The organism is Buchananella sp. 14KM1171 (genome assembly GCF_041380365.1).
Taxonomy (GTDB): domain Bacteria; phylum Actinomycetota; class Actinomycetes; order Actinomycetales; family Actinomycetaceae; genus Buchananella; species Buchananella felis.
On the sequence record NZ_CP159981.1, the window covers coordinates 1,674,793 to 1,690,752 of the forward strand.

The 15,960-nt window shown below is 70.3% G+C and carries 10 protein-coding genes; 8 read left to right on the top strand and 2 right to left on the bottom strand.

Annotated elements, in window-relative coordinates; translation table 11 throughout:
• Nucleotides 1-200: 200 nt before the first annotated feature.
• Nucleotides 201-1,292: a hypothetical protein gene (locus tag ABYF38_RS06450; RefSeq protein WP_371151567.1), complete on the top strand. Its 1,092-nt coding sequence runs from the start codon at nucleotides 201-203 to the stop codon at nucleotides 1,290-1,292.
• A gap of 642 nt (nucleotides 1,293-1,934) precedes the next feature.
• On the opposite strand, the gene ABYF38_RS06455 is transcribed toward ABYF38_RS06450, so the two are convergent.
• Nucleotides 1,935-4,109, bottom strand: a complete 2,175-nt coding sequence (locus tag ABYF38_RS06455; RefSeq protein WP_371151568.1) for a dolichyl-phosphate-mannose--protein mannosyltransferase — start codon at nucleotides 4,107-4,109, stop codon at nucleotides 1,935-1,937.
• 42 nt (nucleotides 4,110-4,151) lie between these two features.
• Here ABYF38_RS06455 and rsmI point away from each other — a divergent pair, with 42 nt between their 5' ends.
• Both rsmI and metG read left to right on the top strand, forming a co-directional pair.
• Nucleotides 4,152-5,066, top strand: coding sequence for a 16S rRNA (cytidine(1402)-2'-O)-methyltransferase (gene rsmI, locus ABYF38_RS06460; protein ID WP_371151569.1), 915 nt, complete (start codon nucleotides 4,152-4,154; stop codon nucleotides 5,064-5,066).
• A 117-nt stretch (nucleotides 5,067-5,183) separates the two neighbouring features.
• Nucleotides 5,184-6,989 (top strand): methionine--tRNA ligase, encoded by a 1,806-nt coding sequence (gene metG / locus ABYF38_RS06465; RefSeq protein WP_371151570.1) that lies wholly within the window; start codon nucleotides 5,184-5,186, stop codon nucleotides 6,987-6,989.
• A 177-nt stretch (nucleotides 6,990-7,166) separates the two neighbouring features.
• On the opposite strand, the gene ABYF38_RS06470 is transcribed toward metG, so the two are convergent.
• Nucleotides 7,167-8,093, bottom strand: coding sequence for a TatD family hydrolase (locus ABYF38_RS06470; protein ID WP_371151571.1), 927 nt, complete (start codon nucleotides 8,091-8,093; stop codon nucleotides 7,167-7,169).
• An 897-nt stretch (nucleotides 8,094-8,990) separates the two neighbouring features.
• Here ABYF38_RS06470 and ABYF38_RS06475 point away from each other — a divergent pair.
• The 5 genes from ABYF38_RS06475 (at nucleotide 8,991) to ABYF38_RS06495 (ending at nucleotide 15,912) form a co-directional block, all read left to right on the top strand.
• Nucleotides 8,991-10,148, top strand: a complete 1,158-nt coding sequence (locus ABYF38_RS06475) for a transglycosylase family protein (protein ID WP_371151572.1) — start codon at nucleotides 8,991-8,993, stop codon at nucleotides 10,146-10,148.
• A gap of 205 nt (nucleotides 10,149-10,353) precedes the next feature.
• The gene (gene rsmA, locus ABYF38_RS06480) at nucleotides 10,354-11,313 is read left to right on the top strand and encodes a 16S rRNA (adenine(1518)-N(6)/adenine(1519)-N(6))-dimethyltransferase RsmA (protein ID WP_371151573.1); all 960 of its coding nucleotides are present in this window, start codon (nucleotides 10,354-10,356) and stop codon (nucleotides 11,311-11,313) included.
• Complete coding sequence (locus tag ABYF38_RS06485; RefSeq protein WP_371151574.1) at nucleotides 11,310-12,596, top strand: 4-(cytidine 5'-diphospho)-2-C-methyl-D-erythritol kinase; 1,287 nt, start codon at nucleotides 11,310-11,312, stop codon at nucleotides 12,594-12,596. Before rsmA ends, ABYF38_RS06485 begins: the two co-directional genes overlap by 4 nt.
• Nucleotides 12,597-14,519: an ABC-F family ATP-binding cassette domain-containing protein gene (locus ABYF38_RS06490; protein ID WP_371151575.1), complete on the top strand. Its 1,923-nt coding sequence runs from the start codon at nucleotides 12,597-12,599 to the stop codon at nucleotides 14,517-14,519.
• 130 nt (nucleotides 14,520-14,649) lie between these two features.
• The gene (locus tag ABYF38_RS06495; protein ID WP_371151576.1) at nucleotides 14,650-15,912 is read left to right on the top strand and encodes an ATP-binding protein; all 1,263 of its coding nucleotides are present in this window, start codon (nucleotides 14,650-14,652) and stop codon (nucleotides 15,910-15,912) included.
• Nucleotides 15,913-15,960 lie beyond the last annotated feature (48 nt).

The following is a 15,960-nucleotide window of genomic DNA, read 5'->3' on the forward strand; positions in this document are numbered from 1 at the left end:
TCGATGACGGTCCAGCGCCGCCTTTCCACTAGCCGCCACGCATGGCTGCAATTGCGAAGTGGTAGTGGACACAGACGGTTGCCAAACGTCGGGATTCTGCGCGAGCCGAGCGTGCCGGTGAGAACATGGTCTGCATGTCAAACTACGGAACGGCTGGCGCAACCGGCCAGCGGAACATGGTCATTCTTGTAACGGCACTTGTGAGCGTCATTGCTGTGGCACTGGCGTGGGTTTTCTTTTTCCGGAGTGGGGAGGACAACGCGGGCGAGGATGCGGCAGCGACGAGCGCGCAGACCGACTCCGCAGGCACCGACGGCGCCGCCTCCGGCGAGGGGCAGAACGACGCGGCAGCGGTTGGAAACGGCGGAGAGCTGAACGACGCCTCCATCGAGGTGCCCCGCAGGTGCTTCGAAGCGACGCTGATGGAACGCTACGGGGAGTACAACCAAGAACCGGTCAGCTTCAAGGCGGGTGTTGCTACTTCTGACGAGCCGAACACCGGCAAGATCACGATCAAGTCTGTGCAGAGCGGCTACCACGCTGAGGAAGAAGGCGAACTGACCGTCGTGCAGTTCGAGTGCACCCCCAAGTACGACGAGCCCTTCGAATCCCTTGGTCTCTACTCCAAGGACGGGAAGTACCTGGATGGAGTCGAGTGGGGCGGCACCACCCTGCCCGAGCTCGACTACGGGACCAAGACCTTCGCAGACGTAAAGGCGGAGGAGGACGCCTTCTACGCCACGGTGAAGGAGATTGGCGTGGCGGGGGACGACGTTGCCGCCGGCGGTCCGCGCACCGGCGTGGCCCACTTCCGGTTTGAATTCAGCGACACGTATAACACGGTGCGAGTCACGGAGGCCCGCTACGAGATCAGCGGTGGTGAGGTGACGGCCCCCGAGGTGGACGACGCCATCGACCTTTTCGAGGCGCTTCGAGACGGGGATGACGCCGCCGCCCTCGAACACATGACCAAGGAACAGCTAGACGAGGTCAAGACCGGCTGCGTGGGCGGCTGCGACGACCCGAAGCACAAGAAGTACTCCGAGGTCTTCCTGCAGAAGGACGCCGGCATTGCCGAGTGTTTCTTGGCCGCGCCCAAGGGCTTCGTGTACTACGAGAGCATTGACGGCTTCGAATTCGTTGGCGGGGAGCCCGAGTTCAAGCCGGGGCAGTTCTTCTGCCCTATCCAGCTGCCGAGCGATGAGGAGCACACCTGGGAGCGCCTGCTTCTGGTCCAGCCTGACGACGCGGGTTCGTTCGAGTTCGTGTCGCTAGTCAAGACTAGCAAGTAGGCAAGAAGCGGGCGGGGTGGTGAGTAGATACTCACCGCCCCGCCCGCTTTTGTCACGCGCACCTGCGGCGAACCACGCTAGCGGGGCCTCGACGCACCGGCTGGCCCGGACGGGCCTGCGGGCCGGGCCTCGAGGGTCACGCCCCTAAGAGCGGGTTGGCACGGAGCGTACAAGTGTGCGGTTGGGGTACATGTGACCGGTCGGTGCCGCGCCCCCAAGCGGTCGGTTGTACCCCGTACTCGCATTTGTGACTCTGGGGGCTGCGAGGGGGCGTAGGGAGGCGCTGGGTGCGTTGGTGTGGCTGTGGGTGGGTGGCACGGAGCGTACAAGTGTGCGGTTGGGGTACATGTGACCGGTCGGTGCCGCGCCCCCAAGCGGTCGGATGTACCCCGTACTCGCATTTGTGACTCTGGGGGCTGGGAGGGGGAGTAGCGGGGGGCTGGGAGGGGGAGTAGCGGGGCGCTGGGAGGGGCCGTCGTGGAGAGAGGCGAGGGGCCGTATCGGGGCGCCGGGCGTGCCCGGAGCCGGAGCCGGAGCAGGGCCTGTTCGTGGCTGACGAAGTGCGTGCGCGGGCAAAAGCTAAGGGCCGCTGGGCGCCGCCGAACGGCGGCCCACAGCGGCCCTACAGCCAGCGCCCCGGACCTAGATCCAGGACTGGAACCACATGCGCTCGTACCACTCGTGGTGGGGGATGTAGTCGCCCACATAGATGGGCCAGAAGTAGACCCCGAGAGCCAGCACCAGCGCGGTGACCACGCTCAGGGTCACCAACGTGCGCCGCTCCGTCCCCAGGAAGGACGCCTTGACGCGCTCCAGGGCCTCGGCCCAACTCTCGGAGCCAGCCTCCGGCTCGACCGTCACCGCGCCGGCTACAGCCGCGCCGGCCGGCACCGCACGGTCGCGCGCCTTCGCGCCGCCACCGGCTCTACCGCCACCGGCCTTACCGCCACTGGCCTTAGGCGTTGCCGCCACGGCAACCTTGGCGCCTACCTCAGCGTTCGCGCTCACCTCAGCGCGCGCACCGGCCCTAGGCGTTGCCGCAACGGCAACCTCGCCGCCTACCTCAGTGTTCGCGCTCACCTCAGCGCGCGCACCGGCCCCGGCGTCACCAGCCTCGCCGGCGCCCACGGCCTCGCCCTCCGCATCGGCCCCGCCCTCCGCGTCGGCCTCGCTCTGAGTGGCAAGCGCGGCGGCCTCGCGTTCGGCGGCTTCGTAGGCGAGCTCGGCGGCGGCAGCGTCGTCGGCCGATCGCCGCAACTGGAAAATGTGCCCAGGCAACCAGACGGCGTAAAGCAGGGCGAACACCACGAACGGGGAGAACACCACCGTGTAGAAGGTGAAGATGGTGCGCTCGGTGTACTGGAACCACGGCACGTACAGGCCCAGGTAGCCGGCCAGCACCAGCCAGGCGCGCCAATCCAGGCGCCACAGGGCCCCGTAGAGCACCACGGCCAGGGCCAGGAAGCCCAGCCACCAGATCGCCGGGTTACCGACGGACAAGATGGCCTCCACGCAGTTGTCGCTCCCGCAGGAGGCGCCGCCCCGGTGGGAGAAGTCGGTGGGCCAGTAGAAGCTGGTCGGTCGGGTCTGCAGCAGCCAGCCGGAGGGCTGGGACATGTAGGAGTGCTCGGAGGAGACACCGACGTGGAAGTCGTAGGCGGCCTTGTGGTAGTCCAGCAGGTCCTGCAGGCCCAGCGGCAGCCAGGACGGCGTCCACGGCACGCGGCCCTCCGCCAGCTCGGTGGCGGCCCAACCGCGCTTGTACCCGCCGGGGGTGGCCAGCCAGGACCACCAGGAGGCCACGTAGGTCACCAGCGCCAGGCCCACCATCGCGAAGAACGCCGGGATCGCGCCGCGCACCAGGGACTGCAGTGCCCACTTCGGGCTGCCGGCCAGCTGGCGGGCGGAGGCGTCCCACACCACCACCAGGATGCCGGCCACCGCCAGCATGTAGAGGCCGGACCACTTCACGCCCGTGGCCAGGCCGAACGCCACGCCGGCCCCGAGCAGCCACCAGCGCACCCCGGTGCGGGCCACGATGCCGTGCCCGTGCCGCTTGCCGCCGGCGCGCACCGCCAGGTCGCGGGCCATGTGGGCGCGCATCGACTGGCGGTCCACGAAGACCAGACACATGGCCACGACCACCCAGAACGTCAGGAAGATGTCCAGCAGCGCGGTGCGCGACTGCACCAGGTGCTGGCCCTCCACGGCCAGGAACAGGCCGGCCGCCATGCCGAAGGCCGCGTTGTTGAGCACGCGCCCGACCAGCCAGGCCAGCAGGATCACGGTCAGCGTCCCGAAGAACGCGGAGGAGATGCGCCACCCGAACCCGGTCTCGGGGCCGAATAGGCGCATGCCCATGGCGATCATCCACTTGCCCACGTGGGGGTGCACCACGAATGCGCCGTTGGTGGTCATGGCGGAGTAGTCGCCGGCCTCGAAGAGGTCGTTGACGTTGTCCCCGCTCCAGTCCGCCTCGTAGCCGAGCGTCATGAGGGCGTAGGCGTCCTTGACGTAGTACGTCTCGTCAAAGACCAGCTTTTGCGGGTGGGCCAGGTGGACCACGCGCAGGATGAACGCGAACACGCCCACTAGGGCCGGGATGATCCACGCGGCCAGGCGGTCCTTCGCGCTCTCCACGGTCCCCAGCCCCAGGCGGGTGCGCCAGTACACCTCCTCCACGCGCTGAGAAGCGGTCAGCTCGGCGCGGCGGCTGCCCGCGCTGCGCCCCGATCGTGTCTTGGCCGCGCTGGGCTTGGCCTTGGTGCGCGCGGGGGTGCGCGTCCGGCCGGCGGCGTTGGTGGCAGTGGCATTCACGCCCGCAAGCATACGATGGAGCCAAATTATTGGGAGGTAGCCGTGCTTGAACGTGTCAATGACCGCGTCGATTTGGATCCGGTGGACGACGCTGCCGCCCCCGCCGCCCCCACGCTCTGGCCGCTGCGCGCAGGGGTGATCACCCTGGCGGCCACCCCGATCGGGAACGTGGGGGACGCCTCCGCCCGGCTGGTGAGCGCCCTTAAGCAGGCTGACGTGATCGCGGCGGAGGACACGCGCCGCACCGTGGATCTGCTGCGCCGCCTGGGGGTGCGCGCCCCGGGCCGGCTGACCGCCTTCCACGAGCACAACGAGGACGCCAAAGCCCCGGCGCTGCTGGAGGCCGCCCGGGCGGGGCAGCGCGTGCTGCTGGTGACGGACGCGGGCATGCCGTCGGTGAGCGACCCGGGCTACCGGCTGGTGGCGCTGGCCGCCGCGCAGGGCGTGGAGGTGACGGTGATCCCGGGGCCGTCTGCGGTGCTGACCGCGCTGGCGATCTCCGGGCTGGCCTCCGACCGCTTCTGCTTCGAGGGATTCTTGCCCCGCAAGGAGGGGGAGAGGGCCCGCCGCCTGGCCCAGCTGGCGACCGAGGAGCGCACCCTGGTCTTCTTCGAGAGCCCGCACCGCGTGGCCGCGACCCTGGCCGCCCTGGCGCAGGCCTTTGGGGGCGAGCGGGCGGCCGCGCTGTGCCGCGAACTGACCAAGACGTTCGAGGAAGTGGTGCGTGCGCCGCTGGGGCAGCTGGCCGAGCGCTTTGCCGACGGCGCTCGCGGCGAGGTGGCGCTGGTGGTGGCCGGCGCACCCGCCCAAGTGGCCGACGCTGCCGCCCTGGTGGGCAAAGTCAGCGCCCTGGTTGAGGCCGGCGCCAGGCTCAAGCCCGCCGTCGCGGAGGTGGCCGCCGCCCACGGGGTCTCCAAGCGCGAGCTCTACGAGGCCGCACTGGCCGCCCGCAGCTAGGACGGCGCTGGCGCACAGAGCGGGCGGGGTTTGGGAGGCGCGGGCGCGGCAACGTCGGCCAACTGGCTCACCACGCCACTGCAAGGGGCGGGCGCGCCGTTCGATAGGATTGCGGGCATGACTCGCGTACTTTCCGCCGTGGCTTGGCCCTACGCCAACGGACCGCGGCACATTGGCCACGTCGCCGGATTCGGCGTTCCCTCCGACGTCTTCTCCCGCTACATGCGCATGGCGGGCCACGACGTCCTCATGGTCTCCGGTACCGACGAGCACGGCACGCCCATCCTGGTGGCGGCCGACCAGCAGGGCATCACCGCCCGTGAGCTGGCCGACAAGAACAACCGGATCATCGCCGAGGACCTGGTGGCCTTAGGCCTTTCCTACGACCTGTTCACCCGCACCACCACCGGCAACCACTACCAGGTGGTGCGCGCCATGTTCGAGACGGTGCGGGACAACGGCTACATGATCAAGCGCACCATGGGCGCGGCGATCTCCCCGTCCACCGGGCGCACCCTGCCCGACCGCTACATCGAGGGCACCTGCCCGCTGTGCGGCTACGGCGAGGCCCGCGGCGACCAGTGCGACAACTGCGGCAAGCAGCTGGACCCCACCGACCTGATCGACCCGAAGTCCAAGGTCAACGGCGAGCGCCCCGACTTTGTGCAGACCGAGCACTACTTCCTGGACCTGCCGGCGCTGGCCGACGCCCTGTCGGCGTGGCTCGACGAGCGCGAGGCCACCGGCACGTGGCGCCCCAACGTGATCCGCTTCTCCCAGAACATCCTGGAGGAGATCCGCCCGCGCGCCATGACGCGCGACATCGACTGGGGCATCCCGGTGCCTGGCTGGGAGGACCAGCCGAACAAGCGCCTGTACGTGTGGTTCGACGCGGTGATCGGCTACCTGTCCGCCTCCATCGAGTGGGCCCGCCGTAGCGGCGACCCGGAGGCGTGGCGCAAGTGGTGGAACGACCCCGAGAGCCTGTCCTACTACTTCATGGGCAAGGACAACATCGTCTTCCACTCCCAGATCTGGCCCGCCGAGCTGCTGGCCTACAACGGGGGCGGCGACAAGGGCGGTCAGCCCGGCGAGCTGGGCGTGCTCAACCTGCCCACCGAGGTGGTCTCCAGCGAGTTCCTCACCATGGAGGGCAAGCAGTTCTCCACCTCCCGCTCCGTGGTCATCTACGTGCGCGACGTGCTGGCGCGCTACCAGCCCGACGCGCTGCGCTACTTCATCAGCGCCGCCGGCCCGGAGAACCAGGACAGCGACTTCACGTGGGCGGAGTTCGTGCGCCGCACCAACTCCGAGCTGGTGGCCGGCTGGGGCAACCTGGTCAACCGCACCGCCGCGATGATCGCCAAGAACTTCGGGGAGATCCCGGCCCCGGGCGAGCTGGAGCCGATCGACCAGGAGCTGCGCGACGCGATCACCGCCGGCTTCGGGGCCGTCGGTTCGCTGATCGAGGCCCACCGCCAGCGCGCCGCCATCGCGGAGATCATGCGCCTGGTGGGCGAGACCAACAAGTACGTCACCGAGACCGAGCCCTTCCGCCTGAAGGCCCCGGAGCAGCGCCAGCGCCTGGCCACCGTGCTGCACACCCTGGCCCAGAGCGTGGCGGACCTGAACGTGATGATGTCCCCGTTCCTGCCGCACTCCGCCAACGCCATCGACAAGGTGCTGGGCGGGGCAGGCGACCTGGCCCCGATGCCTCGCATCGAGGAGGTGGTGGACCTGGACGTCAGCCGTGAGGACGGTTCCCCGCTGGACTACCCGATCATCACCGGTGACTACAGCAACGTGCGCCGCTGGAAGAGCCAGCCGCTCGCGGTGGGTACCTCGATCGCCAAGCCCACCCCGGTGTTCGTCAAGCTGGACGAGTCCGTCATCGAGGAGGAGCTGGCCCGCATGGCCGGTTAGGCCCGACAGGTCGAGGTTCTGCAAAAGGGGGTGGTGGCCCGCAGCTTTCGCTGCGGGCCACCACCCCCTTTTTTTTTGCGTCCGGGGAAGCCCCGGGCTCCCTGCGTGCCGCCGGCCCGCGGTGCCCCGGTGGCCCCTTTGCCAGCGACCGAGCGGCGCCCCGGTGGCGGGGTGTGCCTAGGCCGCGAAGCGGTAGACGCGCTGCGTGTTCTCCTCCAGCTGGGCGCACGCGGCGGCCTCATCCACGCCCCAGCGCTGGGCGATCGCCCGCACCGTCACCGGCATCACGTAGGAGGCATTGGGGCGCCCGCGCAGCGGGTGCGGGGCCAGGTAGGGGGCATCCGTCTCCACCAGCACCAGCTCGCGCGGCAGCCGGTCCAGGGCGGCGCGCGCGTAGTCGTTGGCGTGATAGGTCAGCGGGCCCGCGATGGACGCATACCAGCCGTGCTCCGCCAGCACCTGCGCCATCTGCGCGTCCCCAGAGAAGCAGTGGAACACGGTGCGCTCCGGGGCGCCATCCGCCAGCAGCGTCTCGATCACCTCCGCGTGGGCGTCCCGGTCGTGGATCTGCAGCGGCAAATCCAGCTCCTTGGCCAGCGCGATGTGGGCGCGGAACGCCGCCACCTGCGCCGCCCGCGCCCCCGGCCCGCCTCTAAAGAAGTCCAGCCCGCTCTCACCAATCGCCACCACGTCGGGGTGGCGCGCCGCCTTCGCAACGGCCGACAGGGCGTCGTCCAAATCCACCTCGTGGTGGGGGCGCAACGTCGGGGTCAGGCCGTCGGGAGCGTCGGCCGCCACGTGCCGCAACGCGCCGGCGTGCAACGGCGCCTCGTTCGGGTGAATCGCCACCGCCGCGAACACGCCCGGCAGCCGCGTCAGCGCGCACGCCGCCTCCAGGTCATTCAGCTCGCAGCCCACCGTGACGATCCGGTGCACCCCCACGGCCGCCGCGCGGCGCAACTGCTCCTCCAGGCTGGGCCGCTCGCCCTGCACCTCCGGGATCTCCTCCACCCGAAGCGGCAGGTGCGTGTGGTTATCGGTAACGGGGGCCGCCAGCGGCTCCGGCAGGTCCGGCCAGCGGCGGGACTTCTTGGAAGCAGTCATGGGTAACAGGGTAAGCAAGGCCGTAGGCGGCGCCGCGCACGTGCCGGCGTGATCCTCGCTGGGGGCCGGGCGCTGGGTGCTGGGCGTTGGGTCGGCGCGTGTGCTGTCGGCCTCCGGCATCGCCAACTTCGAGACCTCTCCCAACGCCGGGCCGACCCGTGTGCTGTCGGCCTCCGGTCTTTCCGGTCCGGGAGCGTTCGCCGGGGCGGCGCCGGGTGGTGTTGCGCAAACGGTTGTGGGGTTATCCGACCTTTTGAGCTTTTGCTGCAGTTTTTGTGGGCTTGGTGGACCGATTGAGGGGTTACCCGCTCGGGTAAGCCCTCGAGAGGTTCACTAAGCCCACGATCGGTGGGCCAACCCTACGAGAGGTGCACTAAGCCCTCAATCGCTTGCGCACACCCGCGCCCGAGCCACCAGTTTTGACGCCGAGGTTGGGGCGGAGAGCGCGGGAGATGCTGGATTGGCGCCTGCTGCCTGCGCGCACGGCACCGCCGTAGCTGGCCCATGCTGCCTGCGCGCACTGCGTTTCGGCCGCATCTCCCCGCTGCCTGTGCGTACGGCGGCCGGCTCTACCGCGCCAACATCTTCGGCCGCGAGCACGCCCCGCCGCCCGTCCGGCCTGCCCCGTCGCCTGGGAATAGTCTGGGCGCCGGCGCCCCCGTGTCCCGCTGAAGCGTTGCAATGCCGGGGTAAACACCCTGGTGTGTGCGCAGTGAGCACCGCCACGCGCATGTGAATCGGGCCCAACCGGTAGACAAACTGTGTAACAAACTGGTTACGATCAGCGCGGCCACTTTCCATGAGTGGCCCGGACCCTGCATCACCCGCGTGATGACGCCGGGTGGCCATCCCTCGCGAGACAACCTCGCTGGCCGCCCACGAACAGCAAAGGACAGCATGACCGTCACCGAGCCCAACACCCTGGCCCCCTCCAAGCGCAAGCCGCGCTCCAAGCGCAGCATGATCCAGTGGATTGGCGCGGGTTCCGCCGCCGCCCTCCTGGTGGCCGGTGGGGCAGTGGCCCTGGCCAACTACAAGACCGTCAACATCTCCGTGGACGGCACCAACCAGTCCATCTCCACCTTCTCCGGTGACGTCTCCGGCGCGCTCGCCGCCGCCGGCGTGGCCGTGGGCGAGCACGACCTGGTTGTCCCCGCCCCCTCCGCCGCGCTGAGCTCCGGCGCCACCATCACCATCAAGCGCGCCACCCCGCTCACCCTGGGCGACTCCACCGTGTGGACCACCGAGGGCACCGTGGCCGCCGCTGCCGCCGCCAAGGGTGGCTTGGAGAGCTTCTCCGCCTCCCGCGCCGTGCTGCGTCAGGAGATCGCGGCCCTGCCGCTCGTGGCCGAGGGTGACAAGGTCACCGTCATGGCCGACGGCAAGAAGACCGAGCTCGTGGCCGCCGGTGCCCTGGACGTCGAGGGTGTGCTCAAGCAGGCCGGCGTGGAGGTCTCCCCGATCGACCACGTCAAGTCCGCCATCTCCGCTGACGGCGCCGTGACCGTGACCGTGGTGCGCGTGGTGCGCGCCGTGACCGACGCGGAGAGCGAGATCGCCTTCGAGACCGTCGAGGAGCACACCGAGGACCTCTACGAGGACGAGTCCGAGGTGGCCCAGGAGGGCGCCCCCGGCAAGCTGGTCACCCACACCTACACCGAGACCCGCGACGGCAAGGCCGTGGTGAGCGTCAAGACCGGTGAAACCGTGGCCGCTCAGCCCACCAAGAAGATCGTTCGCATCGGTACCAAGGAGCGCCCGGCCGTGCGCCAGCAGGCCAGCGGTGGCTCCCAGGAGAGCGTGAACTACACCGTCGGCGGCGACGTGTGGGCCGCGCTCGCCCAGTGCGAGTCCGGCGGCAACCCGGCCACCAACACCGGCAACGGCTACTACGGCATGTACCAGTTCTCCCTGCCGACCTGGTACTCCGTGGGCGGCACCGGCCTGCCCTCCGAGGCCTCCGCCGCAGAGCAGACCATGCGCGCCCAGATCCTGCAGCAGCGCGCCGGTTGGGGCCAGTGGCCCGCCTGCACCGCGATGCTGGGGCTGCGCTAGGCCAGCTAGCTGCCGTACACAAGGCGGGCGCGGGGAGTGGAAACACTGCCCCGCGCCCGCCCTCTTTGTGCCTCCGGTGGGGTGAGGAACGGCGGGGTGAGCGGGGTGGCGGGAGGAACGTCGGCCGTCAGAATGTGTCTGATGGTGGCCGACGTCGCCGCCCGGCCGCGCCGCCACCGCCACCGCCCGGTTAGGCTGGGAGCCTATGGAAACTCCCGCTGTGCGCCTACTGGCCCCCGCTGATGTGCGCGAGCTGTGTGCTCGCCTGAACGTGCGCCCCACCAAGACGCTGGGGCAAAACTTTGTGCACGACTCCGGGACGGTGACCAAGATCGTCGCCGCCGGGCATGTGTCCGCCGGCGAGCACGTGCTGGAGGTGGGGCCCGGCCTGGGCTCGCTCACCCTGGCGCTGCTGGGGGCGGGTGCGCGCGTTACGGCCATTGAGATCGACCCGGTGCTGGCCAAGGCGCTGCCTGACACGGTGGCACAGCGCGCCCCGCAGGCGGTCGGGCAGTTCACCGTGGTGGAGGCCGACGCCCTCTCAGTCACCAGCGCGCAGCTGCTGGAAGAACGCGCGCTGGCCGCCGGCTTTGCCGGGGACTGGAGCCAGCCCACGCGCCTGGTGGCCAACCTGCCCTACAACGTGGCCGTCCCGGTGCTGCTGACCCTGCTGGCCGCCCTGCCCTCCCTGAAGGAGGTGCTGGTGATGGTGCAGGCGGAGGTGGCTGAGCGACTGGCCGCTGCGCCCGGCTCGCGCGTCTACGGGGTGCCCTCCGTGAAGGCCGCCTGGTACGGGGACGCTCACCTGGCCGGTGCAATCGGCCGCAACGTCTTTTGGCCCATCCCCAACGTGGACTCCGCCCTGGTGCGTTTGGTGTGCGGGGCCCCGCCGGCTACCTCCGCCAGCCGCGAGCAGGTGTTTGCCGTGGTGGACGCGGCCTTCGCGCAGCGCCGCAAGACCCTGCGCGCCGCCCTGGGGGCGTTTATCGGTTCCCCGGCGCGCGCCGAGGAGGCCCTGGTGGCCGCCGGCGTGGACCCGCAGGCGCGCGGGGAGAAGCTGACCGTGGCGCAGTTCGCCGCCATCGCCGAGCAGCTTGCCCCCGAGCTGCAGGCCAAGGCGGGCGGCCATGCCGGTGCCCAGCCGGGCGCGGGCGCGGGCAAGTGAGCGCCGAGGCGGTGCGCGGCCAAGGCGTGCCGGTGGGGGGTGTGGGCGCAACGTCGTCCCCCGAGGCGGTGCGCGGCCAAGGCGAGCCGGTGCGGGGCGTGAGCGTGGGCGACCGGGTGGAGGCCCGCGCCCCCGGCAAGGTCAACCTGTACCTGGGCTGCGGCGGGCGCCTGCCCGACGGCTACCACCTGCTGGACACCGTGTTCCTGGCGGTGGACCTGGAGGAGCGCGGAAGCGCCACCCTGCTGGGGACCGAGCCGGTGCGGATTGGCAGCGAGCCCGGGCCGGCAGGGGCGGCAGCGGGCGCGGTCGGTGCACTGCCGAACTGGCTGGAGGTTAGTTTCGCCGGCCAGGGCAGCGAGCAGCTGGCCGTGGACGCCACCAACCTGGTGGTGCGCGCTGCGGTGGCGCTGGCCACCCACCTCGGCTACGCCCTGCCCACCCGCATCGAGGTGGAAAAGCGCGTGCCGATCGCGGCGGGCATGGCCGGTGGTTCGGCCGACGCCGCCCTCACCCTGCGCGCCCTGAACGAGCTGTGGGCCGCCGGGCTGGATTTGGACCAGCTGACCGCGCTGGGCCGCCGCCTGGGCGCCGACGTTCCCTTCGGCCTCGTGGGCGGCCTGGCCCACGCCGGCGCGCGCGGCGACGAACCCGTGGCAATGGCCGCCCTGCCCGGCGCCCCGCAGCTCCACCTGGCCTTCTTCGCCTCCCCGCTGGGGCTTTCCACCCCGGCCGTGTTCGGCGAGTTCGACCGGGCAAGCGAGTTCGACCGGGCAAGCGAGTTCGACCGGGCAAGCGAGTCTGACCGGGCCAGCGAGGCCACCGGGGTGGACGACGCTGCCGACGCCGCCGCCCCGCGAGTGGCACCCGCCGCGCTGCTGGAGGCCGCCCGCGCCGGGGACGCCGCCGCCCTGGCCGGGCTGATCGCCAACGAGCTACAGGCCCCCGCCCTGCGCCTGCGCCCCGAGCTGGAGCGCACCATCGCCGCCGCACACGAGGCCGGGGCGCTGCGCGCATTCGTCTCCGGCTCCGGCCCCACCATCGCCGCGCTGTGCAGCTCGCGCGAGCACGCCGAGCAGGTGGCCGCCGCAGTGACCGCCGCGCTCGGCGAGGACGAGCTGGGCTACCCGCTGCGCGCGGTGGTGGCCTCCGGGCCCGTCCCCGGCGCGAGCGCGACCAGCACCGGCCCTGGCGCCGGCACCGACGTGCCGGGCGGCGCCAGTGTGGCCCTCACCGCCGGCGGCGTCCCCGGCGCCCGCACCCGAATCGACGAGGAGAACTAAGTGGCCCACCTGCTGGGACTGAACGAGGTAGGCATTCACCTGGGCGTCCGGGAGGTCTTTGCGGGCCTGACCCTGGGCCTGGAGGACGGCACCCGCGTGGGCATCCTGGGCCCCAACGGCGCGGGAAAGTCCACGCTGCTGCGCCTGCTGGCGGGCAAGCTGGCCCCGGAGACCGGGCGCGTGACCCTGGCCGGCTCCACCCGCGTGGCCATGCTGGACCAGGGCGACGAGCTGCCGGCAGACGCCCGCGTGGTGGACGTGATCCACCCCGGCAAGGCCGAGCACGAGTGGGCCACCGACGCCCGCATCCGCGACATCCACGCGGGCCTGCTGGATGGGATCGCGCTGGACGCGCGCGTGGGCGAGCTCTCCGGCGGCCAGCGCCGCCGTGTGGCCCTGGCCGCCGTCCTGACCACCGAGGCAGAGGTGCTGATCCTGGACGAGCCCACCAACCACCTGGACGTGGAGGGCGTGGACTGGCTGGCCCGCCACCTGCGCGCTCGCGGTCGGCGGGGCGGGCGGGAGATGGGCGCCCTGGCCGTGGTCACCCACGACCGCTGGTTCCTGGATGCGATCTGCACCCGGGTGTGGGAGGTGGTGCCCTGCATCGACAAGCCGGGCACCCAGATCCCGGGCCGCGTGGAGACGTACGACGGCGGGTATGCGGCCTACATCCTGGAGCGCGCCGAGCGGGCCCGGCGCGCGGCCGTGGCTGAGGAGAAGCGCAACAATCTGCTGCGCAAGGAGCTGGCGTGGCTGCGCCGGGGCGCCCCGGCGCGCACCTCCAAGCCCAAGTTCCGCATCGACGCCGCCAACCAGCTGATCGAGAACGTGCCGCCACCGCGCGACACGGTGGAGCTGATGAAGATGGCCACGGCCCGCCTGGGCAAGGACGTGATCGACCTGGAGAACGTCAGCCTGTCCTACGGGGACAACCAGATCCTGCGAGAGGTCACCTGGCGCCTGGCCCCGGGCGAGCGCGTGGGGATCGTGGGCGTCAACGGTGCGGGCAAGACCACGCTGCTGCGCCTGCTGGAGGGCGTGCTGCCGCCCAGCAGCGGACGGATCAAGCGCGGCAAGACCGTCAAGCTGGCCGTGCTGTCCCAGTCCACGCACGAGCTGGACGCGGTGGCCCACCTGCGCGTGGTGGAGGCCGTGGCCGAGCGCGGCGCATCCGTGATGGTGGGGGACAAGGAGCTGACGGCCTCCCAGCTGGTGGAGCGCCTGGGCTTCGCGCGCGAGCGCGCCTGGACCCCGGTGGGGGAGATCAGCGGTGGCGAGCGCCGCCGCCTGCAGCTCATGCGCCTGCTCATGGACGAACCGAACGTGCTGCTGCTGGACGAGCCCACCAACGACCTGGACACGGACACGCTGGCCGCCATGGAGGACCTGCTGGACGGCTGGCCGGGCACCCTGGTGGTGGTCAGTCACGACCGCTACTTCCTGCAGCGCGTCACCGAGCACCAGGTGGCCCTGCTGGGGGACGGCAGCGTGCGCGACCTGCCCGGCGGCGTGGAGCAGTACCTGGAGATGCGCCAGGCCCAGATCGAGGCCGCCAAGCAGGGGGACGACGTTGCCGCCCGCGCCATTTCCCTGGCTACCCCCGGCGCGGCGGCCGGCACGCAGGAGGCGGCGGGTGACGCTGCGGGCGCCGGTGGGGGCGGCGGGGCGGCAGCGTCGGCCAGCCAGTACACCCCGGCGCAGAAGCACGCGGCCCGCAAGGCGGCGGCGAGCGCCGAGCGGCGCCTGGAGAAGGTGGCTGCGCAGATCGAGAAGGTGCACGCGGACATGGCGACTGCCAGCGCGGATGCGGGCAAGCTGGAGCGCTTGCAAGCCCTCTCTGGGAAGCTGGGCGAGCTCGAGTCGCAGCACGCCGCGCTGGAGGAGGAGTGGCTCGAGGCACTGGAGATTGCCGAGGGCTGAGCGGCCAAGTCACACAGCAGAAACGGTCCAAACCGCGCAATAAAACCGGTCCAAATGACTCAATAAAACCGGTCCAAATCGCTCAATTGTGCTACGATTCCCCGTAATTCCAAGGAAAAGTGGGGAGCGCATGGAGTATCGTCCAAGGATCGTGGATGCGGAACTGAAGGCTGCTCTCCGGACCTCGGGCGCGGTCCAAATCAAGGGGCCCAAATGGTGCGGCAAGACCGCCAGCGCGGGCCAACAAGCCGCGTCCGTGGTCTACATGCAAGACCCCGACCAGGCCGCAACCAACATCGAGATGGCGCGGATCAAGCCCTCCCTCCTGCTCGAAGGTGAGACTCCCCGCCTGATCGACGAGTGGCAGATGGCACCCCAGCTGTGGGACGCGGTGCGTTTCGCAGTAGACCAGCGTGGGGGAGCACCAGGGCAGTTCATCCTCACCGGCTCCACCGTGCCGGGCGAGGAAACCATGCACTCGGGGGTGGGGAGGATCGCGCGCCTAGTCATGCGCCCCATGACGCTATCTGAGTCGGGAGAATCCAACCGGGCTGTCTCTCTGGCGGCTCTCGCGAGCGGTGCAGGCATTGACGCGGCCACCAGCAAGACAGACGTCGAAGAACTGGCGCACATCGTGTGCCGCGGGGGCTGGCCGGCAGCCGTTGTGCGCATGGAGGGGCAGGCTTCTTTGCGGGTGGCCCGGGAGTACGTTGCGGGCCTGCTCGACTCGGACGTAACCCGCATCGACGGCGTAAACCGTAACGCCGGGCGCATGCGCGCCCTCATGCGCTCTTACGCGCGCAACACAGGTACCCAGGCTTCGAACAGCGTGATCGCTGCTGACATGGCGCAGGCCGACTCCGCTCTGTCTCCCAACACCCTGGCCGACTATTTGGACGCCCTCAGGCGGGTGTTTGTCCTTGACGACCTCGAAGCCTGGAATCCCGCGCTGAGGTCAAAGACTGCGGTTAGGACCTCTCCCACTCGACACTTCGTAGATCCCTCCATCGCTGCGGCTCTGCTAGGTGCGGGGCCCGAGGCTCTACTAGGCGACATGGAGACCTTTGGCTTCCTGTTCGAATCGATGTGCGTGCGCGACCTTCGCGTCTACTCCCAAGCGTATGGGGCTGAGGTTTACCACTACCGGGACAAGACGGGGCTAGAAGCAGACGCCGTTGTGGTTTGGCCAGACGGGAGATGGGGAATCGTCGAAGTAAAGCTGGGGCAACACCGCGCCGACGAAGCCGCCGCGAACCTGCTCAAACTGGCTGCCCGCGTGGACCAGGGAAAACTCGGGGCTCCATCTTTTGCCTTGGTCCTCACCGGCGGCAACCTCGCATACACCCGCGAGGACGGCGTGCACGTCGTCCCCATCGCGGCGTTGGGGCCGTGAAGCTGGGGCGGCCCCGTTCCGTGTGCCTCGCGTTGGCAAACAGGGAAC

Excerpts from the sequence above, each read along its gene's own strand:
- rsmA (WP_371151573.1), top strand. The coding sequence starts at position 10,354 with ATGGAAACTCCCGCTGTGCGCCTACTGGCCCCCGCTGATGTGCGCGAG.
- metG (WP_371151570.1), top strand. The coding sequence starts at position 5,184 with ATGACTCGCGTACTTTCCGCCGTGGCTTGGCCCTACGCCAACGGACCG.
- ABYF38_RS06470 (WP_371151571.1), bottom strand. The coding sequence starts at position 8,093 with ATGACTGCTTCCAAGAAGTCCCGCCGCTGGCCGGACCTGCCGGAGCCG.
- ABYF38_RS06475 (WP_371151572.1), top strand. The coding sequence starts at position 8,991 with ATGACCGTCACCGAGCCCAACACCCTGGCCCCCTCCAAGCGCAAGCCG.
- ABYF38_RS06495 (WP_371151576.1), top strand. The coding sequence starts at position 14,650 with ATGGAGTATCGTCCAAGGATCGTGGATGCGGAACTGAAGGCTGCTCTC.